We start from the raw sequence: 17353 nt of genomic DNA on the forward strand, positions 1-17353 counted from the left end.
AACCGATTGCGATGCTCGCTGGCGCTGCGCTTCTCATCCACTGCGAGAGCAAGCTCTCGCAAGCCTTCGGTCGCAAGCTCCCGAAGACCTCGCGCGGAATGGCTCGCGACCTTCGGCACGCTCGCCAGCGCGCGCCGGTGGTGGAAAGTCGGCAGAAGTGGTACTTCCTCGGGTTCACTCCACCGTCGGCAGTTCGACCTCCTCGCCGTCTCGCGGTTTCACCGCTCGACCGTCGGGAGGTCTACGACCTCCCCGTCCGCGTAGACGGTGGGGTCGCGGATGATGCCGTCCTGGTGGAGGGGCGCGCTGGTGTCGCCACCGATGCCGGCGTCGTCGCCGAAGGCGATGTGGACGGTGCCGCCGGCCTTCTCGTCGAGCAGGACGCTCCCGACGAGTTCGGTGACGGCGACGTTGGTGCCGATGCCGAGTTCGGCGAGGTTGTAGGCATCTCGCCCGACCTCTGCGGCGGCGGTCTCCAGCATCGCGTCGATCTCCTCGGAGTCGGTGGCGGTGACGTAGCCGTCCTCGACCTCGATGGTCACCGTCTCGCCCTCGTCGAGCAGGCCGTGGGGGTCGATGGTGCCGTCGACGACGTAGGTGCCGTTCGCGGTCTCGGGGGAGACGAACACCTCGCCGGCGGGGAGGTTGGAGAACTGGCCGGACTCGTGGACCATGCCGGTGTCCGAACGCCAGTCGCGGTCGCCCGGCTCGAACGTGATGTCGGTGCCCAGTTCGGTGGTGACGCGGATCTCGTCGGCTCCCTCGACCTGGTCGAGCATCGCTTCGCACTCGGCGGCGATGTGCTCGTAGTCGGCGTCCAGCCCGGTCAGGAACACCTCTTCGGTGATACCCGGGAGGGTCGCGCCGCGCGCGCCGGCATCGCAGGCGTCGCCGCGGGCGCGGGTGTGGCTGATGCTCTTCGTCGTCGGCGCGAGGAACACGTCGCTGGCGGCCATCGCGGCCGCGACGGGTTCGGGTGGCTCCTCGCCGTGCTGGTTCCCCGGTGGGTAGCGGAGCAGGGTCGCGTCGTCCGTTATCTCGCTGGCGACCTCGTACAGCGCCTCGCCGATGGCGCGGCGCTTGTCGTCGGTGACGACGGCGCAGGACTCGTCGCTGGCGAGGTTCAGACACTGTCGGATGGCGGTCTCGGCGGGTTCGCGGAGGTCGCTCATATCCGACCGGTCGCCCGGAGCCCTGTTAGGGTTTGCCGTCTGCGCTCACAGCAACGTCGTCCCGAGCATGACGAGCAGGCCGAGGATGCCGAGCACCGCGCCGTCGACCTGCACGTAGTCCATCGGACCGTCGCGGTGGTGGCGGCGTGCCCGGCCGGTGAGGAAGGTGTCCGCGGGCTCGGTCTGGCCCGGCGTGGTCCGGATGGCGCTCACGCCGCCGACGAACAGCACCAGCCCGGCGACGAACAGCCCCGCGGAGAGCATGGTCGATTCCGGGTACGACGACTCCCGACAAAAGATTTTTCATCGTCCATGCGGTGGAATGAACGGTTAAACGTATCAAGGAAATCAGCACTCGACGCCTAACGACCGATTAGTGTCGGTCAATCCAGGGGGAGCCGCCAGGCATGCGAGGACTTACTCGCCGCCGAAGTAGGGAGGAGCCTCGAAACGATTATCTCGCGGGGCTATCGACGTTCGGGTATGATCCAGGTGGCCATCAACGGCTACGGTACCATCGGCAAGCGCGTCGCGGACGCCGTGCGCGCCCAGCCAGACATGGAGGTCGTCGGCGTCGCGAAGACACGCCCGAACTTCGAGGCCGAGACCGCCGTCGAGAAGGGCTACCCGCTCTACGCCGCCATCGAGGACCGCATCGAGCTGTTCGACGACGCCGGCATCGAGCTCGCGGGAACGGTCGACGAGCTCGTTGCGGCCGCCGACGTGGTCGTCGACGCCTGCCCCTCCGGCATCGGTGCGGACAACGTCGAGATGTACCGCGAGCACGACACGCCCGCGCTGCTCCAGGGCGGCGAGGACGCCGACGCCGCCGACGTGAGCTTCAACGCCCGCGCGAACTTCGACGAGACGACCGGTACGGACGTCGCCCGCGTCGTCTCCTGCAACACAACCGGGCTCTCCCGGCTCGTCGCGCCCCTCGAAGAGGAGTACGGCATCGAGAAGGTGCGCGCGACGCTGGTCCGCCGCGGCGGCGACCCCGCCCAGACCGGCCGTGGCCCCATCAACGACATCCTGCCGAACCCGGTCAGCCTCCCGAGCCACCACGGCCCCGACGTGAACACCATCTTCCCCGACCTCGCCATCGACACGCTCGGGCTGAAGGTTCCCGCGACGCTGATGCACACCCACAGCATCAACGTCGAGCTCGAATCCACCCCCGACGCCGCCGAGGTGCGCGACCTGCTCGAATCCCAGTCCCGGACGTTCGTCATCGACGAGCACATGGCCATCGACGGCGCGGGCAAGCTCAAGGAGTACGCACAGGACGTGGGCCGCCCGCGCGCCGACATCTGGGAGAACTGCATCTGGGGCGAGTCCATCACGATGGAGGGCAACGACCTGTACCTGTTCCAGGCCATCCACCAGGAGTCCGACGTGGTGCCGGAGAACGTCGACGCGGTCCGCGCGATACTGGGCGAGAGCGATGCTGCCGAAAGCATCGAGACGACGAACGAGGCCCTGGGGATGGGGATCTAATCCGGCGGCACCGCTTTTTATGCGGCTCGGTCGAACCGGACGGTCACGATGGCACGGAACCGCCGGCTCGGCTTCGGGCTCGTCGTCGCTGGTGTCCTGCTCGGCCTCTCCTCGGTCTTCTTCATCGGCTGTACGGCCGCCGGCTGCATCGGCCCGGACCAGGGAGTCAGGGAGTTCGTCGTCCACCTCGACACGCTGGCAATCGGCTGGAAGGACAACTGCAACGACTGCGGGGTCAGCTTGCTTCCCGCGATGGCCGGTCTGGTCAACGTCGTCGTCGGTCTCGGCGCACTCGCCGATTTCGAACGGTAGCACGGTCGAGTTCCGGCGACGTTGGCCGGGACAGAAGGCTTTTGAGGGGACGGCTGCAAGGCTCTGCCATGCGTCGTGACGACCGTGACGAGCCGTTCGACGACTTCTTCAAGGAGATCGAGCGGATGATGAACGAGATGATGGGCGATCGGTCGGTCGACATGCAGTTCGAGGGCGACGCAGGCTTCGGCTCGGACACGCACGTCGACATCCACGAGACCGACGACGAGATCCGTGTGATGGCGGACCTCCCGGGTGTCGAGAAAGAGAACATCAAGCTGGAGTGCGACGGCGAGGCACTCACGATCGGTGCCGAGAGCGAGCACCGACAGTACCACGAGCGCGTCGAGCTTCCGAGCCGCGTCGACGAGCACAACGCGACAGCGACCTACAACAACGGCGTCCTCGAGGTCGTCTTCGAGCGACTGGACACCTCCGCGGGCATCGACCTGAAGTAGCGACCTGCCGTCCTCCGTTTTCCCGCCGCGAGCCGCCGGCTACGCGCTCGCGGTCTCCCGTATCGCCCCCGCGAGCCGGTCCCAGAACCCGTCCTCGTACTTCACCGCGTCGTCGATGGTCGGGCGCGCGTTCGTCTCGTTGACCAAGACTCCGTCCGGCCCGACCAGCAGGTCGACGCCGAGGAAGCGGATCCCGAGCTCGTCGGCGACCCGCTCGGCGAGCCGACGGTACTCGCGGTCGAGGTCGACGGGTGTCGCCTCGCCCCCGCGGTGGACGTTGTGCTTCCAGCGGCCGCCCTCGCGGTCTGCGTCGGAGAGCCGGCGTTCGACCGCGCCGACGTACTCGCCGTCGAGCACCATCACACGGTAGTCACGGGCGTCGGGGACGAACTCCTGGACGAGGTAGGAGCGGTCGCCCGTCGCCCGGAAGTCGTGGACGAGGTCGAGGTAGTCGGTGACCCCGAGCGCCGAGTCGAGGTCAGGTACCTTCGCGACGCCGATGCCTCTGGTCGTCGAGTTCGGCTTGAGGACGACGGGTGGGTCGAGGTCCTCGACCGCCTCGGCGACGGCGGACTCGTCGGCGGGGTTCGAGACGTACACCGACCGCGGGACGGGCAGGCCGGCGCGTTCGAGCCGCGCGAGGACGCCCGCCTTGTTGCGCGAGGTGAGCACCGCGTCGCGCCCGTTGAGCCAGGGCACGTCGAGCAGCGCGTCGGCGACGCCCCCCTCCATCATCCGACCGGGATAGACGAAGCCGGCGTCGAACTGGACGGGGGAGAACGGTGCCGTCCCGGGCGAGAGCGGGATGGTTCGCTCTTTCACCTGGACGTGGTGGACGGAGATGCCGCGCTCGGCGAGCGGGTCGTGCATCCGCTCGAACGTCTCGGCGCGGTTGACGACTGCGAGGTCGATCATGCGAGTGGGTTCGACCCCGGAAAGAAAAGCCTACGCGATGAGCTTCTCCTCGCCACGCTCGACGACGACACGGCAGGGCGGGGAGATCTTGTTGTAGGCGCGGCGGAAGGCGTCCTTGACCTCGGGGGCCTGGTCGACGGTGCACCAGCAGGTGAACAGGCGCTCGCCTTTCGGGACGCGCGCGGCGGTGCCGACGATCTTGCCGAAGGACTGGCGCATGCCGTCGGAGACACGGTCGGCACCGGCACCGGTGGCCTGCTTGTTCTCGCGGATGACGTGGTGGGGGAACTTGCGCAGGATCATGTAGTAGTTGCCCTCGCCGAGCGTCTTGATGAGGTGGCGGTTAGCCGACAGCCGGGAGGCCTCGAGCGAGCCGTGGCGCAGCTGGCACTCCTCCTCCAGAACGAGCGAGATCTGGACGGGCCAGTCGTCGGGGTCGCTGGCGGTGTCGCCCATCTTGTGCTGTGCGATCTTCGAACCAGGGATGCCGGTGATGTACTCACGTCGGGTGTACGCGGGCTTGGAGATCTCCCGGTACATCGACGCCGGTTTGTCGGACATGGTTATTACGGGCAACTGAGGCCGAGCGCGCGAATAAAGGCTTCGAAGCGAAGTGGACAGGAGAGAGAGGTGGCGGGCTCAGCTGGTGGCGTAGCAGTCGCCGTCGCACTCGACGAGCCCGGAGTCGGTCAGCGAGCCGAGGACCGAGAACAGCGCGAGTTTCGGGATGTGGAGCGAGTGCTGCATCTCGTCGACGGTGGACTGTCCGGTGGTATCGAGGTAGAGGTAGAGCAGCTTCGCGGTCGGCGACGTGAGTTCGGCGGGGATCGGTTCGGCGGTCTGTCTGAGGGCAGCACGTTGGGTGCTCATTGTATCTCCAACGACGTCTACATCGGATATAAAGCTATGCCCCATGCGGTGAAAATACCTAATACTCCCTTCGATGCATAATGATATTGCCACCCACGGCTGGGTGTGTATCACACAGTCCCGGTCCGCATCCGGCGACGGACGACGCGGTCGCTCGTCGGTGTGTCGGACACGGGGACGGCGGCCGTGCAGCCACTCACGGCCGCCGTCAGAGCATGAGTGACGGCAGCACACGGAGGTCCTGCGGACTCGCGTCGACAGGGGCACTCCAGCGCACAGCGGGTCACCGCTGCACTCGTTGCTACGCGCCACTGTATTAAAATCTTGCCCAATAGCGCAAGTTTGGACACTTATATTCCTATAATAGTGCTACCTCGGCCATCATTACGGAGAAAATTTGGACAACTGTCCTTCTCGGTGTGGGCAGAACTCGAGGAACTGTCCGTTCGTGAACGCGCCGCCGGTCGTCACGGACGGTGTCGTCACTGCCGGGTGAGTGGTCGGCCGCAGGATGGATGCGAGGAGCGGTGCTCCTCGTGGTCGAAGTTGTGGCCCGCGCCGAAAGAGGCGCGAGCGTGAATCGGATCGTGGTCGTCCGTCAGGAAGCGACGCTCAGAGACGGGTTACGTTCTTTGCGCGCGGGCCCTTCGGGGCGTCCTCGATCTCGAATTCGATCTCCTGTCCCTCTTCGAGGTCCGGTCCGCCAACGTCCTCCATGTGGAAGAAAACGTCCTCGTCCGCGTCCTCAGTCTCGATGAAACCGTAGCCGCCAGTGTCGTTGAAGAAGTCAACCTTGCCTTTCGCCATTGCAACTGGACTCACGAGCGGGAGACCGATAAGGCTTCCGCGTTCGGTTCGGTCGCGAACTCGACGAAACGAGCGGTTCTCGTGCCTCGAAACGACCGTTTCGACGTTTTCGATGGTTTATTTCGGTTGGACGGGAGACGGGAGTGAGGTTTCGGGAGTGAGGAGGACGGGTGTGGGGAGCAGTCACGGCGGGACCAGTCCGGCGCGGGAGGACCGAGGCGTTCCTCAGTAGGGACCACCGCCGCCACCGCTCCCCCCACCGTCGGTCGTCGTTCCGGACGGCCGAACCGGAGAGCCATCCGGTGCGAGCACCCACCACACGTCGTTCGCGGCCTGTCCCGTCGCGTCACCCGGCGCGGTGTCGCTGGCGTAGTAGTACAGCGGCCAGCCGTTCGCGGCGACCTGTGTCGAGCCGTCCTCGCGCTCGAACGTCGTCAGTTCGGCGCTGACGCCGTCGCCGGCGGTCGGGTCGCCGTCGACCGTCAGCGGTGGCCAGGCGTCGGCGCAGCCGCCGGAGCAGGTGCTCGCGCCCGAACCCTGTTCGTCGGAGTCGAACATGTACAGGGTCAGTCCCTCGGAGTCGACGAGGATGTCGCCGAGGTCGGGGTGGCTCCGCACCTGCACAGTGGCATCCCCACCGCCGTCCATGGCGGTCGTCTCGGCGGCGGTTGTCTCCGGTGCGGTCGTCGTCTGGGCAGTCGTCGCTGGCTGGGTCGTCGCTGGCTGGGTCGTCGCTGGCTGGGTCGTCGCGCCGCCGCCGCCGTCACCGCCGTCGCCGAGGCAGCCGGCGACCGCGAAGGTTCCCGCGACCGCACCGAGCAACGTCCGTCGTGTGCGTGCCATGTGTGAGAGGTTGGCACAGCTGGTGAAGAGGGTTTTCCGAACTCAGTCCAAAATTCGTCCGACATCGGGGGTCGACGGTGATTCGGCCGGTTCACCGCCACGTGATGCGGACGAGGAACAGCAGCGCGACGAGTTCGAGCCCGCAGAGCATCGTCATCCCGACCTGGACCTCGGTCGTGGTCGCCTCGAACCACTCGATGAAGGCGGGATGGAGCAGGTAGAAGTACAGCCAGAGCAGGTTCTCGACGAGGAGGAAGCCGGCGAACACCAGCAGTCCGAGGGTGTGTTTGGCCCCGTGCTGTCGGTAGCCCCTGAGCCAGACGGAGCCGAGCGCGAGCAGCAACAGCACGTTGACTCCGGCGGCGGCGAGCGCCACCTCAAGCCAGACTGTCATCGTTCACCCCTCGTGTGCGAGCCGTAATCCGTGTTGTCCAAATTTCGTCCATAGTCAGTCGTCCTCCACCGTCGCCAGTATCTCCTCGACGGTGTCCCAGTTCGTCCGCGTGGCGTCGGTGAACGTGTACACCGCCGCGTACTCGTCGCCGCTCCGGCCGACGACGTTGTTCTCGAGCAGGACGTCGAGGTGGTGGCGCACCGTGGTGTAGTCGAGGTCGAGTTCGGTCGCGAGCTGGTTCGCGTTGCGCGGGCGCTCGTCGAGCGCGCGCACGATGCGGACCCGTGACGGCCCCCCGCGAGAACTCGCCAGCACGTACCAGAGCACGCCCTCCATCCATCCCTCGCTACTCGGGAGGTGCTTGTAAACGTGTACGGTCGGCCCGGGTGCCGGTCCGCCGTGTCGGCGCTGCCCAAACGCTTATGTATTCTTACGAAAGGTTTTGGCCTGTATGTCAGGAACTGCTCAGCTGACGAACCCTTCGGCGCTCGAACAGAAATCGCTCGGAATGCAGGTCGGCCTGTCGGTCGTCACACTCGGACTCTACCCGCTCTACTGGTTCTACAGCACGGCCAGTCAGTTGGACGCGGCGACCGACAAGAGCCTGACTCCCATCTTCGGCATCATCCCGGTGCTGAACTTCGTCTGCGCCTGGCAGGTCGCCGACGCAGCGGAGGCCGTCACGGACCAGGACAAGGAGATCCTGTTCATCCTGTTCCTCGTCTTCGGCGTGCTGTCCTGGTACTGGATCCAGTCCGGCATCAACCAGGCCGCATCGAACTGACTCCCGGCCGTCGGTACGAGTCGCGTTCCGCGCTGCCGTGGAAAGGTCGCTCCGACCACAAGTTTAAGTGACCGGTCTTTGATTTGAACCGTGTATGGAGACGACATCCGAATTCGACGGAAGCATGGCCGGGCTGATCGTGGGACTGTTCCTCTGCCTGCCGGTTGGCATATACTACTACATCAGCAACAAGCAGGAGATGTGGGTCTGTCCCGAGTGCCGAGAGGCCGTTCGGATGGGAGCGAGCACCTGTCCGAACTGCGGCGAGAACCTCGACGACGCCGGCGACGTGGGACACGAGCACGACCACGACACCGAGACCGAGGACGAGACCGACGAGTTCTGAGGCCCTCGGCCCGGCGTAGTTTTTTTGTCGGTCGCCACCCCCATCAGGAACGGATACGGAGTCAATGTACAACCCACTCGAACGGCTCGTGCGGTACGTCTGGCGGCGCAAGCCCATCGTGCTCGCACACCACCCGTCCTGTTCGTACTACTCGCACCACACGTTCGAACTCTACGGCGCACAGCTCTGTCTGGGCTGTTTCGTCGTCTACCCGGTCGGGCTGGTCTCGCTCTCGCTCCTGTCGCTGCTGTACCTGATGTTTCCGGCTGTGGTCGCCGTCCCGACGGTGGCGCTGTACGCCGTCGCGGGAGCACTGGCCGCGCCGCTGCTCGTCTCGAAGGCGCTGTTCGAGGTGCGGGACATCCGCTGGCGGATGCTCACGAAGGCCCTGCTCGCGGTCGGCCTCGCCGTCGCCGCCCTGCCCGTCATCTTCCGGCCGGCCGACCGGCTGGTCGGGGCGGTCCTCTTCGTCGGTTTCCTCGTCCCGTACGTCGGCTACAAGGGGCTGACCGCGCTCGACGATTGCGAGGGCTGTCCGGAGCTCGCGGACCGTCCGAACTGCTCCGGGCTCGAGTTCGAGTGGGAGTGAGCTACTCCTCGCCCTCCCAGTAGTCCACGTCGTCGTCGATGCGGTAGTAGCCGTGGACGCTCCGCTCACCGGACCCGCCCGGTGGCGAGCCGGCGAACACGCCGATCTTCTCGGAGTCCGGGTACACGGTCACGTCCGGTTCCGCCATGGTCGACATCGCGAGGTACCTGACCGGGCCGTCGCTGTCGTTGACCACCCTGTGCGCGCCGCGCTCGTCCGCCGGCAGCGCCACGTAGTCACCCGCTTCGAGCGAGACCAGCTCGCCGTCCAGCCGGAGCGAACACGCCCCGTCGAGGACGTACATCGCCTCCTCGTTGCCCGTGTGGTAGTGGTACGGCCACGACTTCCCGCCCGCTGGCAGCTCGTAGAGGCTACAGCCGAGCGCCTCGCCGCCGGCCGGCTCGGCCAGCTTCGTCCGCCGGAGGGCGTCCTCGCCGTCGCCGACCGTCGTCCACTCCAGGTCGTCGCCGTTGACGATTGGCATAGGTCGATGTTCAGACAGTACCGAGGTAAGCGTTCGGACGACCCACCGGGGTCGCCGGCACCTCAGGCCGGGTAGGTCCCCTCGAGCTGGGTCTGCCCGACGATGTGCCCCGCCATCGCCTCGCCGAGTGCGTCCGCGTCGGTGTCGGCCGGCAGCGACAGCGTTGAATCGAGCGCGAACAGCGTGAACCGGTAGCGATGCTCGCGGTCCGGCGGGTTCGGGCCACCGTAGCCGACCTCACCGTAGTCGTTGGTCCCCTCCATCGCGTCGCTGGGCGTCCAGTTCTCGGATATCTCCCGGCGGTCCGGCGGGACGTTCCAGACCACCCAGTGGTCCCACACCTTCCCGGCGGGCTCGACCGCGTCGGGGTCGTCCATCACCAGCGCGAGCGAGACCGCCTCGTCGGGTACGTTGGCGATGGCGAGCGGCGGGTTGACGTTCTCGGCCCGGTAGCCGTACTTCGCTGGAATCCGTTCACCGTCGTCGAACGCTGGGCTCGTGAGTTCGAGTGCTGTCATCTGGGTTCACCTCCCCGCGTGCGGGGGTGTCCTGTCCGGGCGACGAACCGTCGAGACCGACGCAGCCGGCCGCGAACACGCACGCTCCGACGGCGAGTGCTCGCCACTGGACCGGTCGGTCGCGCCGCTCCTGCACGGTGGCTAGTTCGCCGCACTGGTACAAAAACCCGGGAGCGGCACGACCCGCTCTCGCCGTCGACGGAGCGCACCGTCGACACTCACCGAGGGAAATTGGCTTGTCACTGCATCACATACGCTGGTCCATGGGCATACCAGGTTCGCGCGACGACCGGGGGCTGGACCCGGAGCAGGTGTCGACGAGCGAACCGCGCGCCCGGCTGGAGTTCCACTCGAGGTCGTTCGCCGAGCCGTTCCGTGCCGAGTTAGCGTCCGAGGTGACGGTCGACATCGGCCCCATCGTCACGCTGCCGACCGGGAACCATCTCCAGTTCTGGACCGTCTCCGGTGGGACGGCGAGAGGGGTAGTCGAGGCCGCGTCGATGTTCCCGACGATACTGGACGCCCGGCTCCTGGCGACGAACGACGACCACCATCGCGTCGAGGTCCTCGGGGCCGAGGAGTCGCTGTTCTCGGCGATCCACACCTTCGGCGGTGTCCCCCAGGAGCTGGTCTTCGACGGGGAGAGCGTCCGGTTCGTCGCCGACTTCCCGCTCCCCCTCGATACGGACGCCGTCGAGAGCAGGGTCCAGGAGGTGTACTCCGGGCTGGAACTCGTCTCGACGACCGAGGTGCAGCCCATCGGCGTCGTCCAGACCACCCTTGGTGAGGCGTTCACCGACCGGCAGCTGACGGCGCTCCAGCTCGCGTACCACGGGGGGTACTTCGAGCAGCCACGACAGAGCACCGGTGCGGAGCTGGCGGACCGGATGGGCATCTCGAAACAGGCGTTCCACGAGCACCTCCGGAAGGCCTACCGGGTGGTCTTCGAGCAGTTCTTCGAGGCGGACGGCGGGTGGAGGGTTGACTCGTAAAGTCCACGACCTATTGTCCTCCGTGTCGTCGTTCGATGCATGGACGGGCTCTGCCATCCGACCTCCCTCGACCGCGCCCTCGAGAGCCTCGCAGCGGAGGACCGTCGCCGATTGCTCGACGAGCTCGTGGAACGGGACGGGCGAAGCGCCGTGCAGCTCCCGGACGACCTCGCCACCGCGGGCGAGGACGAGGCGGCGATGCACCTCAGGATGCGGCACATCCACCTCCCGAAGCTGGCGGAAGCGGGGTTCGTCGACTGGGACCGGGAGCGGCACACGGTTCGGCCAGGTCCCTGTTTCGACGATGTCGAACCGCTCCTGCGGCTGTTGCGTGACCACGCGGACGAACTGCCCGAGTAGCTCCGGGTCGGGACGTCGCACGCAGACCCGACCGACCGTCGAACGGGCGGCGACACCGGGCGAGTTCGGGACGGACGACCGCGTCGGGCCGGTCTACGACCCGAGCCAGCGCGCGAGACCGCCGGCCAGCACGACGAGTGCATCGGTGATGAACGTACCGGGAATCGGGAGTACGAACAGACCGAGACCAGCTGCGATGGCGACTGTGGATGCGTTCATGCTCGTGGATGGGGTCGACGACCGCGGACAGCGTGGTTCCAGCGCGATACGACCCGGCCGCTACGACTGGAACGGCTCCTCGTCGCGGTGGTTGTCGGGGTTCTCCTGCTCGCTCGCCTCCGTCTCACGGACCTCGGACTCCTGCTCGATGTCGTGTTCCGTCTGTCGGTTCTCCGCTCGACGCTCCTCCTCTTGAGCCCTGGCCTCGGCCGCCTCGCGTTCCGCCTCGTCGGCGTCGTCGGCCGTCTCGAGGTCGGTGTCGTCCTCGATGTCGATGCCGTGGTTTTCCTCACTCATGGTTCGAAGAGACGGGAGCGAGCCAGTTCAAGCACCGGCCTACACAGAAAGCCGACCGTCGAGGGAACCGACCCTCCACAGCGAGCCCGGTGATCGAGGCGGCGGGCCCGTCGGGCGGAATCCGCCGTCGCAGCCCCGCTCGACGGGGACGGTCGCGTCGACGCCGGGGTGTCCCGTGGTCGCTGGCGGTTCAGCGCTCCAGGCTCACGCCGTCTTCCGCCGCGACGCCGGCGAGCAGGTACTCAGCGCCGGAGCGGGTCGTCGCCAGCGGCGTGTCGTGCACGTCGCAGATGCGCAACAGCGCGGAGATGTCGGGCTCGTGAGGTTGGGCGGTGAGCGGGTCGCGCAGGAAGACGATGCCGTCGAGGCGCTCGTCGACGACCTCGGCACCGATCTGGAGGTCCCCTCCCATCGGGCCGGAGGCCTTGCGTTCGACCTCGATGCCGATCTCCTCCTGGATGCGGGTGCCGGTCGTCCCGGTGGTCACGATGTCGATACCGTCGAGGTACGAGCGGTGGGTCGCGGCGAAGTCGAGCATCTCCGGCTTCTCGTCGTCGTGGGCGATGAGTGCGAGGCGTGTCATGTTCCACGTGTCGGCCGCCGTCGGCAAGAGCGTTCCTCCGGCGGCGGAAACAACTATGTTCAAGACGTGACACGACAGTCAATGGGCAGAGACGTAACGCGACGCCGGGTGCTCGGCGCGGGCGCCGGCTCAGAGCAGCCGGTCGGCGATGATGTTCTTCTGTATCTCGCTGGTCCCCTCGTAGATCTTCGTGATGCGGGCGTCGCGGTAGAAGCGTTCGACGGGGTGGTCGGTGACGAATCCCGCGCCGCCGTGGACCTGGATCGCCTCGTCGGCGACGTCGACGGCGTGCTCGCTGGCGAACAGCTTCGCCATGCTGGCGAACTTCGCGGCGACGTCGTCGTCGCCCGACTCGACGTGGGTCGCGGCGCGGTAGGCGAGTGACCGGGCGGCCTCGACGTTCGTCGCCATCTCGCTTATCTTGTGTCGGATGGCCTGGTACTCGGCGATGGGCTGGCCGCCCTGCTCGCGCTCGCCGGCGTAGTCGACGGCCGCGTCGAGGGCGGCCTGCGCGGTGCCGATGGCCTGTGCGGCGACGTTCGTCCGGCCGTCGGCGAAGAACGCCATGAGCTGGTAGAACCCCTTGCCGACCTCGCCGATGACGTTCTCCTCGGGGATGCGCACGTCGGAGAGGACGATCTCGGCGAGGTCGGAGGCGCGGATGCCGAGCTTGTTGTCTATCTTCGTCGTCTCGAACCCCTCGGCATCGGTCGGGACGAGGAACGCGGTGATGCCCCGGTGACCGGCTTCCGGGTCGGTCTTGGCCATGACGACGGCCACGTCGGCGACGGTCCCGTTGGTTATCCACATCTTGTTCCCGTTCAGGACCCACTCGTCGCCGTCTTCGTCGGCGCGCGTCTCGATGCCGGCGACGTTCGAGCCGTGGGCCGGCTCGGAGATGCAGGAGCAGGTCGCGGACTCGCCCGACGTGACCCGGGGGAGCCACTCCTCTTTCATCCAGTCGTCGCCGAACTCCTGTATCATCGTGGAGCCGAACCCGCGGGAGCCGATGGCGCTCCCGATGCCGGGGTCGGCACGCCACAGCTCCTCGGTGACGAGTACGCTCTCGAGCAGGTCCATCCCCGCGCCGCCGTACTCGGGGTCGATGGTCGGGGCGACCAGGTCGTACTCGGCGGCCTGCTGGACGAGGTCGTGGGGGTACTGCTTCTCCTCGTCGTGCTCCCGGGCGACGGGTCGGATCTCGTTTTCGCCGAACTCGCGGACCGCGTCGCGGATGGCCCGCTGTTCGCCGGATAGCTGGAACGACATACCCGAACCAGGGATTCCATCGTAAAGAAACTGTGCCAGAAAGTTACGATTGTTAATCGGCGCGCGTCGGCTGGGCCCGATGGCTCAGCTCCCGAGGTACACCTCGCGGACGTACTGGTCGTCGCGGAGCAGGTCGGGGTCGCCGTCGCGCTGCACCTGCCCGTTCTCCAGCAGGTAGACGCGGTCGGCGTGTCTGAGCGCGAACGTGACGTCCTGCTCGCAGAGCAGCACGGCGACGCCGTCGTCGCGGATGCGTTCGAGCCCGTCGCTGATGTCGTCGAGGACGACCGGCGCGAGCCCGAGCGTCGGCTCGTCGAGCACGAGCAGGTCGGGGTCGCCCATCAGCGCCCGACCGATGGCGAGCATCTGCTGCTCGCCGCCGCTCATCGTGCGGGCCGGTTGGTCGCGGCGCTCCTCCAGGCGGGGGAACAGCTCGTAGACGGCGTCGAGTCCCGTCCGTGCGTCGGACTTCGCGTAGGCTCCCAGCGTGAGGTTGTCCTCGACGGAGAGGTAGCCGAACAGGTCGCGCGACTCGGTGCAGTGGATGAGCCCGCGACGGACGAGCGCCTGCGTCGACAGCCCGGCGATGTCCTCCCCCCGGTAGCTGATGCGGCCGTCGTAGGGGAGAAAGCCCGAGACGGTGTTGGCGAGCGTCGACTTGCCCGCGCCGTTCGGGCCGACGACGGCGACCATCTCGTCGTCGCCGACGGTGAGGTCCACGTCGCGGAGCGCGGTGATCTGCCCGTACCGGACTTCGAGGTCCTCGACGGCGAGCGTCGTCACAGCCCGTCACCCCCGAGGTAGGCCTCCTGCACGGTCGGGTCGTCCCGGATCTCCTCGGGCGTGCCCTCGGCGATCTTCGCGCCGAACTGGATGACGACCGCGCGGTCGATGAGCGACAGCAGGCCGCGCATGTTGTGGTCGACGACGACGAGCGTGATACCCTCGGCGCGGAGCGACTCGAACAGGTCCGACAGCTCCGCGACCTCGCTCCCCGCCAGGCCCGCGAACGGCTCGTCGACGAGCAGCAGGTCGGGGTCGGTCGCGAGCGCGCGGGCCAGCTCCAGCCGGAGCATCCCGGCGTGGGGCAGTTCGGACGGTGTCTGGTGCATGCGGTCGCCGAGGCCGACGCGCTCGCACATCTCGACGGCGCGCTGGCGGGTCGTCCCGCGCAGCCCCGACAGCGAGAACAGCCGGTCGGGCGTCAGCGCGAGCCGCACGTTGTCTACGACCGAGCGGTCACGGAGCGGCCGGAACGACTGGAACGTCCGGGCGAGCCCCCGACCGACCAGCTGGTGCGTGGCGACGCCGGTCACGTCCTCGCCGCGGTACCAGACGGTCCCCGACGTCGGCCGGTAGGTGCCGGTCACGCAGTCGAACGTCGTCGACTTGCCGGCACCGTTCGGCCCGATGAACCCGAGTATCTCGCCCTCCTCGACCGCGAACGAGAGGTCGTCGACGGCGGTCAGCCCGCCGAACCGCTTCGTCAGGTTCTCGATGACGAGCAGGCCGTCGTCGGGGCCGAGTGCGTCGGCGCCGTCGTCGCTGGCGTCGTCCCAGTCGGTGGACCGCTCGCCAGGACCCGCGCTCATCGGTGGTCACCTCCGGCTGGCCCGTCGCCACCGGGCTCCGTCCGGGGAACGTGGGCCTGCATCGCGGCGACGTCCTCGCGCCACGACTCACGGACGGCGGCGAGGGCGTCGCGGTCGGGCGGGTCACGCCCGCCGTCGGTCGCCGCATCGCGCCCCCTGATGTTGTCCAGCGCCGCGCCGCCGCCGTGGACGGCCCAGCGGACGATGCCGCCGGGCAGCGCGAACAGCAGGACGAGCGTCACCAGCGAGAACAGCAGCAGGTCGACGTCGGCGACGGCGGTGTCGAGGACGGGGACGACGTACTCGACGGTGCCGAGGTAGAGCTGGAACAGCCGCAGGAAGATGCCCGCGACGGCCGCGCCGACGATGGTGCCCATCCCGCCGAGGATGGCGGCGATGATGACCTCGATGCTCACCGTCAGCGCGAGCAGCTGCGAGGGGTTCGGGTTCCCGATGGGCGTGTGGACGAACACCGCGCCGGCGAGCCCGCCGACGGCGGCGCTCAGCGCGAACGCGAACACCTTGAACTTCGCCGGATTGAGCCCGGAGGCGGCGACGGCGTCCTCGTCCTCGCGGATGGCGGTGAACACCGCGCCGGCGTCCGACCGGGTCACCGCGAGCAACACGGCGAGGATGCCGACGAACAGCGCGAACGCGAGGTAGTAGTTCGCCACCAGCGTGACCGCGAGGTCGTCGAAGCTCAGGATGGGAGCCGGCGAGTCCAGCCCGAGTTCGCCACCGAACGTGTCGCTGAACAGGATGAACACGTTCAGCAGGATGGTCGGCGCGACGAGCGTCACCAGCGAGAAGTACGGCCCGCGCAGCCGCAGCGCGGGGACGCCGACGAGCAGGCCGGCGACGACGGTGACGACGACGGCGACCGGGACCGTCACGACCGGCGGCAGGCCCAGCTCGAGGTTGAGCAGGGCCGACGAATAGCCGCCGATGGCGAAGAAGAAGGCGTGCCCGAAGCTGATCTGGCCGGTGTAGCCCGACACCACGTCCCAGCTCATCGCGAACATCGCGAAGAACAGGGCGATTGTGAGGTTGCGGACCCAGACCGTCGGCACGAGGTACGGTGCGAGCGCGAGCAGCACGAGGCCGACCGCGCCGACCTGATGGCGGAGCCCGTAGCGCCGCGGGTCGAGCAGCCCGACGAGGCCGCGGGTGGCGGTCGCGTCGGCGCTCATTCGGCGAGCTCCCTCCCGAACAGGCCCTCCGGTTTGACGAGCAGGACGAGGATGAGCAACAGGAGCGGGACGAGCCCGGTCAGCCGTGTGCTCACCGCCCCGGTCAGTACCTCCGCCGTGCCGATGACGTACGCCCCGACGAGGCTGCCCTTCACGCTCCCGATGCCGCCGATGACGACGATGGCGAACGAGAGCATCAGCGGCCCGCGGCCCATCGCGAAGTTCGCGGTCTGGAACGAGCCGAGGAACAGCCCGGCGACGCCGGCGAGCGCGCCCGCGACGACCCACGTGTAGAGGTTGACGCGGTCGCTCTCGATGCCGACCAGCGCGGCCCCCTTCGTCGTCATGCTCGTCGCGAGGATGGCCTTGCCCGTCTCGGTGTTGTTGATGGTGTAGAACAGCGCGGCGATGATGACCCACGAGAGCGCGAACACGACGAGCAGGTTCGTCTGGAACTTGCTCCCACCGAGTGCGACCGTCCCGTCGAGCAGCGACGGGATGGACTTCGGCTGTGTGCCCTCGGCGACGAGGAACACCTGTTCGACGGCGATGGCGACGACCAGCGTCAGTATCATCACCATGATGGGCTGGTCCTGGATGCGCTCGATGAGCCCCTTGTAGACGACCGCGCTGAACAGCGCCGGGACGACGATGGCGGCGAGGACGGCCCCGCCGACGCCCGCCTCGACGATGCCGCCGCTCGCGTAGTACGCGGCGAAGGCTCCGAGCGTGATGGTCGCGCCGTGTGAGAGGTTGAGGACGCCACCGACGCCGAAGATGAGCGTGAACCCGATGGCGACCAGCGCGTACAGCGCGCTGATGATGACCGAGTTCACGGCCAGTGTAGCCACGTCGACCATGC

At 67.7% G+C, this 17353-nt stretch carries 27 protein-coding genes; 8 read left to right on the forward strand and 19 right to left on the reverse strand.

The genetic code is table 11. The annotated features are described in order from the left end of the window. Positions 1-218 precede the first annotated feature (218 nt). A complete protein-coding gene (locus tag NOW55_RS09080; RefSeq protein ID WP_256399779.1) occupies positions 219-1172 on the reverse strand; it encodes an aminopeptidase in 954 nt (317 codons plus the stop codon). 45 nt (positions 1173-1217) lie between these two features. Beyond that, positions 1218-1436, reverse strand: coding sequence for a hypothetical protein (locus NOW55_RS09085; RefSeq protein ID WP_256399780.1), 219 nt, complete (start codon positions 1434-1436; stop codon positions 1218-1220). 219 nt (positions 1437-1655) lie between these two features. Between NOW55_RS09085 and NOW55_RS09090 the strand changes: the two genes are divergently transcribed. The 3 genes from NOW55_RS09090 (at position 1656) to NOW55_RS09100 (ending at position 3439) form a co-directional block, all read left to right on the forward strand. Then, positions 1656-2669, forward strand: coding sequence for a type II glyceraldehyde-3-phosphate dehydrogenase (locus NOW55_RS09090; protein ID WP_256399781.1), 1014 nt, complete (start codon positions 1656-1658; stop codon positions 2667-2669). A 48-nt stretch (positions 2670-2717) separates the two neighbouring features. Further along, complete coding sequence (locus tag NOW55_RS09095) at positions 2718-2981, forward strand: hypothetical protein (RefSeq protein WP_256399782.1); 264 nt, start codon at positions 2718-2720, stop codon at positions 2979-2981. A 68-nt stretch (positions 2982-3049) separates the two neighbouring features. Then, a complete protein-coding gene (locus NOW55_RS09100) occupies positions 3050-3439 on the forward strand; it encodes an Hsp20/alpha crystallin family protein (RefSeq protein WP_256399783.1) in 390 nt (129 codons plus the stop codon). Between the two features lie 39 nt (positions 3440-3478). Here NOW55_RS09100 and NOW55_RS09105 read toward each other — a convergent pair whose 3' ends face one another. The 7 genes from NOW55_RS09105 to NOW55_RS09135 all read right to left on the reverse strand — a co-directional run bounded on the left by NOW55_RS09105 (position 3479) and on the right by NOW55_RS09135 (position 7604). Beyond that, positions 3479-4354, reverse strand: a complete 876-nt coding sequence (locus tag NOW55_RS09105) for an ATP-grasp domain-containing protein (RefSeq protein WP_256399784.1) — start codon at positions 4352-4354, stop codon at positions 3479-3481. 30 nt (positions 4355-4384) lie between these two features. Continuing rightward, positions 4385-4915 (reverse strand): 50S ribosomal protein L16, encoded by a 531-nt coding sequence (locus NOW55_RS09110; protein WP_256399236.1) that lies wholly within the window; start codon positions 4913-4915, stop codon positions 4385-4387. Between the two features lie 78 nt (positions 4916-4993). Beyond that, positions 4994-5224 carry a helix-turn-helix domain-containing protein gene (locus NOW55_RS09115; protein WP_256399785.1) on the reverse strand — a complete coding sequence of 77 codons (231 nt, stop codon included), beginning with the start codon at positions 5222-5224 and terminating at the stop codon, positions 4994-4996. Positions 5225-5836: 612 nt separating this feature from the next. Beyond that, positions 5837-6031, reverse strand: coding sequence for a cold-shock protein (locus NOW55_RS09120; protein WP_089732034.1), 195 nt, complete (start codon positions 6029-6031; stop codon positions 5837-5839). 225 nt (positions 6032-6256) lie between these two features. After that, the gene (locus NOW55_RS09125) at positions 6257-6874 is read right to left on the reverse strand and encodes a COG4315 family predicted lipoprotein (RefSeq protein WP_256399786.1); all 618 of its coding nucleotides are present in this window, start codon (positions 6872-6874) and stop codon (positions 6257-6259) included. 91 nt (positions 6875-6965) lie between these two features. Continuing rightward, positions 6966-7268: a DUF8036 family membrane protein gene (locus tag NOW55_RS09130; protein WP_256399787.1), complete on the reverse strand. Its 303-nt coding sequence runs from the start codon at positions 7266-7268 to the stop codon at positions 6966-6968. A 54-nt stretch (positions 7269-7322) separates the two neighbouring features. Next, positions 7323-7604, reverse strand: coding sequence for a winged helix-turn-helix domain-containing protein (locus tag NOW55_RS09135; protein WP_256399788.1), 282 nt, complete (start codon positions 7602-7604; stop codon positions 7323-7325). Between the two features lie 115 nt (positions 7605-7719). On the opposite strand from NOW55_RS09135, the gene NOW55_RS09140 reads away from it, so the two are divergent. From NOW55_RS09140 to NOW55_RS09150, 3 genes are all read left to right on the forward strand, one after another. After that, positions 7720-8052: a DUF4234 domain-containing protein gene (locus tag NOW55_RS09140; protein WP_256399789.1), complete on the forward strand. Its 333-nt coding sequence runs from the start codon at positions 7720-7722 to the stop codon at positions 8050-8052. A 94-nt stretch (positions 8053-8146) separates the two neighbouring features. After that, positions 8147-8398: a hypothetical protein gene (locus NOW55_RS09145; protein ID WP_256399790.1), complete on the forward strand. Its 252-nt coding sequence runs from the start codon at positions 8147-8149 to the stop codon at positions 8396-8398. A 64-nt stretch (positions 8399-8462) separates the two neighbouring features. Continuing rightward, positions 8463-8987: a hypothetical protein gene (locus tag NOW55_RS09150; protein ID WP_256399791.1), complete on the forward strand. Its 525-nt coding sequence runs from the start codon at positions 8463-8465 to the stop codon at positions 8985-8987. 1 nt (position 8988) lies between these two features. Here the strand turns inward: NOW55_RS09150 and NOW55_RS09155 are convergent, their stop codons facing one another. Together NOW55_RS09155 and NOW55_RS09160 are read right to left on the reverse strand one after the other, a co-directional pair. Further along, positions 8989-9471 carry a cupin domain-containing protein gene (locus NOW55_RS09155; RefSeq protein WP_256399792.1) on the reverse strand — a complete coding sequence of 161 codons (483 nt, stop codon included), beginning with the start codon at positions 9469-9471 and terminating at the stop codon, positions 8989-8991. Positions 9472-9533: 62 nt separating this feature from the next. Continuing rightward, on the reverse strand, positions 9534-9989 hold the full coding sequence (locus tag NOW55_RS09160; RefSeq protein WP_256399793.1) for a YbhB/YbcL family Raf kinase inhibitor-like protein: 456 nt from the start codon (positions 9987-9989) through the stop codon (positions 9534-9536). Positions 9990-10252: 263 nt separating this feature from the next. Here NOW55_RS09160 and NOW55_RS09165 point away from each other — a divergent pair, with 263 nt between their 5' ends. Together NOW55_RS09165 and NOW55_RS09170 are read left to right on the forward strand one after the other, a co-directional pair. After that, entirely contained in the window at positions 10253-10981 is a 729-nt protein-coding gene (locus NOW55_RS09165; protein WP_256399794.1) for a helix-turn-helix domain-containing protein, read from the forward strand. Between the two features lie 39 nt (positions 10982-11020). After that, on the forward strand, positions 11021-11341 hold the full coding sequence (locus NOW55_RS09170; RefSeq protein ID WP_256399795.1) for a DUF7344 domain-containing protein: 321 nt from the start codon (positions 11021-11023) through the stop codon (positions 11339-11341). A 93-nt stretch (positions 11342-11434) separates the two neighbouring features. Here the strand turns inward: NOW55_RS09170 and NOW55_RS09175 are convergent, their stop codons facing one another. The 8 genes from NOW55_RS09175 to NOW55_RS09210 form a co-directional block, all read right to left on the reverse strand. Continuing rightward, positions 11435-11560 carry a hypothetical protein gene (locus NOW55_RS09175; RefSeq protein WP_256399796.1) on the reverse strand — a complete coding sequence of 42 codons (126 nt, stop codon included), beginning with the start codon at positions 11558-11560 and terminating at the stop codon, positions 11435-11437. A 60-nt stretch (positions 11561-11620) separates the two neighbouring features. Beyond that, the gene (locus NOW55_RS09180) at positions 11621-11857 is read right to left on the reverse strand and encodes a hypothetical protein (RefSeq protein WP_256399797.1); all 237 of its coding nucleotides are present in this window, start codon (positions 11855-11857) and stop codon (positions 11621-11623) included. 190 nt (positions 11858-12047) lie between these two features. Next, a complete protein-coding gene (locus tag NOW55_RS09185) occupies positions 12048-12440 on the reverse strand; it encodes a methylglyoxal synthase (RefSeq protein ID WP_256399798.1) in 393 nt (130 codons plus the stop codon). A gap of 129 nt (positions 12441-12569) precedes the next feature. Then, positions 12570-13709: an acyl-CoA dehydrogenase family protein gene (locus NOW55_RS09190; RefSeq protein WP_256399799.1), complete on the reverse strand. Its 1140-nt coding sequence runs from the start codon at positions 13707-13709 to the stop codon at positions 12570-12572. 84 nt (positions 13710-13793) lie between these two features. Beyond that, positions 13794-14492 carry an ABC transporter ATP-binding protein gene (locus tag NOW55_RS09195; RefSeq protein WP_256399800.1) on the reverse strand — a complete coding sequence of 233 codons (699 nt, stop codon included), beginning with the start codon at positions 14490-14492 and terminating at the stop codon, positions 13794-13796. Continuing rightward, on the reverse strand, positions 14489-15301 hold the full coding sequence (locus tag NOW55_RS09200; protein WP_256399801.1) for an ABC transporter ATP-binding protein: 813 nt from the start codon (positions 15299-15301) through the stop codon (positions 14489-14491). Before NOW55_RS09200 ends, NOW55_RS09195 begins: the two co-directional genes overlap by 4 nt. Then, positions 15298-16491 carry a branched-chain amino acid ABC transporter permease gene (locus tag NOW55_RS09205; protein ID WP_256399802.1) on the reverse strand — a complete coding sequence of 398 codons (1194 nt, stop codon included), beginning with the start codon at positions 16489-16491 and terminating at the stop codon, positions 15298-15300. The genes NOW55_RS09200 and NOW55_RS09205 overlap by 4 nt, the downstream gene beginning before the upstream one ends. Then, positions 16488-17351, reverse strand: a complete 864-nt coding sequence (locus NOW55_RS09210; protein ID WP_256399803.1) for a branched-chain amino acid ABC transporter permease — start codon at positions 17349-17351, stop codon at positions 16488-16490. Before NOW55_RS09210 ends, NOW55_RS09205 begins: the two co-directional genes overlap by 4 nt. Between the last annotated feature and the right edge of the window lie 2 nt (positions 17352-17353).

The organism is Haloarchaeobius litoreus (assembly GCF_024495425.1).
GTDB classification, from domain to species: domain Archaea; phylum Halobacteriota; class Halobacteria; order Halobacteriales; family Natrialbaceae; genus Haloarchaeobius; species Haloarchaeobius litoreus.

Coding starts and splice junctions, on each gene's coding strand:
- NOW55_RS09080 (WP_256399779.1), bottom strand. CDS start 1,172: ATGAGCGACCTCCGCGAACCCGCCGAGACCGCCATCCGACAGTGTCTG.
- NOW55_RS09085 (WP_256399780.1), bottom strand. CDS start 1,436: ATGCTCTCCGCGGGGCTGTTCGTCGCCGGGCTGGTGCTGTTCGTCGGC.
- NOW55_RS09090 (WP_256399781.1), top strand. CDS start 1,656: ATGATCCAGGTGGCCATCAACGGCTACGGTACCATCGGCAAGCGCGTC.
- NOW55_RS09095 (WP_256399782.1), top strand. CDS start 2,718: ATGGCACGGAACCGCCGGCTCGGCTTCGGGCTCGTCGTCGCTGGTGTC.
- NOW55_RS09100 (WP_256399783.1), top strand. CDS start 3,050: ATGCGTCGTGACGACCGTGACGAGCCGTTCGACGACTTCTTCAAGGAG.
- NOW55_RS09105 (WP_256399784.1), bottom strand. CDS start 4,354: ATGATCGACCTCGCAGTCGTCAACCGCGCCGAGACGTTCGAGCGGATG.
- NOW55_RS09110 (WP_256399236.1), bottom strand. CDS start 4,915: ATGTCCGACAAACCGGCGTCGATGTACCGGGAGATCTCCAAGCCCGCG.
- NOW55_RS09115 (WP_256399785.1), bottom strand. CDS start 5,224: ATGAGCACCCAACGTGCTGCCCTCAGACAGACCGCCGAACCGATCCCC.
- NOW55_RS09120 (WP_089732034.1), bottom strand. CDS start 6,031: ATGGCGAAAGGCAAGGTTGACTTCTTCAACGACACTGGCGGCTACGGT.
- NOW55_RS09125 (WP_256399786.1), bottom strand. CDS start 6,874: ATGGCACGCACACGACGGACGTTGCTCGGTGCGGTCGCGGGAACCTTC.
- NOW55_RS09130 (WP_256399787.1), bottom strand. CDS start 7,268: ATGACAGTCTGGCTTGAGGTGGCGCTCGCCGCCGCCGGAGTCAACGTG.
- NOW55_RS09135 (WP_256399788.1), bottom strand. CDS start 7,604: ATGGAGGGCGTGCTCTGGTACGTGCTGGCGAGTTCTCGCGGGGGGCCG.
- NOW55_RS09140 (WP_256399789.1), top strand. CDS start 7,720: ATGTCAGGAACTGCTCAGCTGACGAACCCTTCGGCGCTCGAACAGAAA.
- NOW55_RS09145 (WP_256399790.1), top strand. CDS start 8,147: ATGGAGACGACATCCGAATTCGACGGAAGCATGGCCGGGCTGATCGTG.
- NOW55_RS09150 (WP_256399791.1), top strand. CDS start 8,463: ATGTACAACCCACTCGAACGGCTCGTGCGGTACGTCTGGCGGCGCAAG.
- NOW55_RS09155 (WP_256399792.1), bottom strand. CDS start 9,471: ATGCCAATCGTCAACGGCGACGACCTGGAGTGGACGACGGTCGGCGAC.
- NOW55_RS09160 (WP_256399793.1), bottom strand. CDS start 9,989: ATGACAGCACTCGAACTCACGAGCCCAGCGTTCGACGACGGTGAACGG.
- NOW55_RS09165 (WP_256399794.1), top strand. CDS start 10,253: ATGGGCATACCAGGTTCGCGCGACGACCGGGGGCTGGACCCGGAGCAG.
- NOW55_RS09170 (WP_256399795.1), top strand. CDS start 11,021: ATGGACGGGCTCTGCCATCCGACCTCCCTCGACCGCGCCCTCGAGAGC.
- NOW55_RS09175 (WP_256399796.1), bottom strand. CDS start 11,560: ATGAACGCATCCACAGTCGCCATCGCAGCTGGTCTCGGTCTGTTCGTA.
- NOW55_RS09180 (WP_256399797.1), bottom strand. CDS start 11,857: ATGAGTGAGGAAAACCACGGCATCGACATCGAGGACGACACCGACCTC.
- NOW55_RS09185 (WP_256399798.1), bottom strand. CDS start 12,440: ATGACACGCCTCGCACTCATCGCCCACGACGACGAGAAGCCGGAGATG.
- NOW55_RS09190 (WP_256399799.1), bottom strand. CDS start 13,709: ATGTCGTTCCAGCTATCCGGCGAACAGCGGGCCATCCGCGACGCGGTC.
- NOW55_RS09200 (WP_256399801.1), bottom strand. CDS start 15,301: ATGAGCGCGGGTCCTGGCGAGCGGTCCACCGACTGGGACGACGCCAGC.
- NOW55_RS09205 (WP_256399802.1), bottom strand. CDS start 16,491: ATGAGCGCCGACGCGACCGCCACCCGCGGCCTCGTCGGGCTGCTCGAC.
- NOW55_RS09210 (WP_256399803.1), bottom strand. CDS start 17,351: ATGGTCGACGTGGCTACACTGGCCGTGAACTCGGTCATCATCAGCGCG.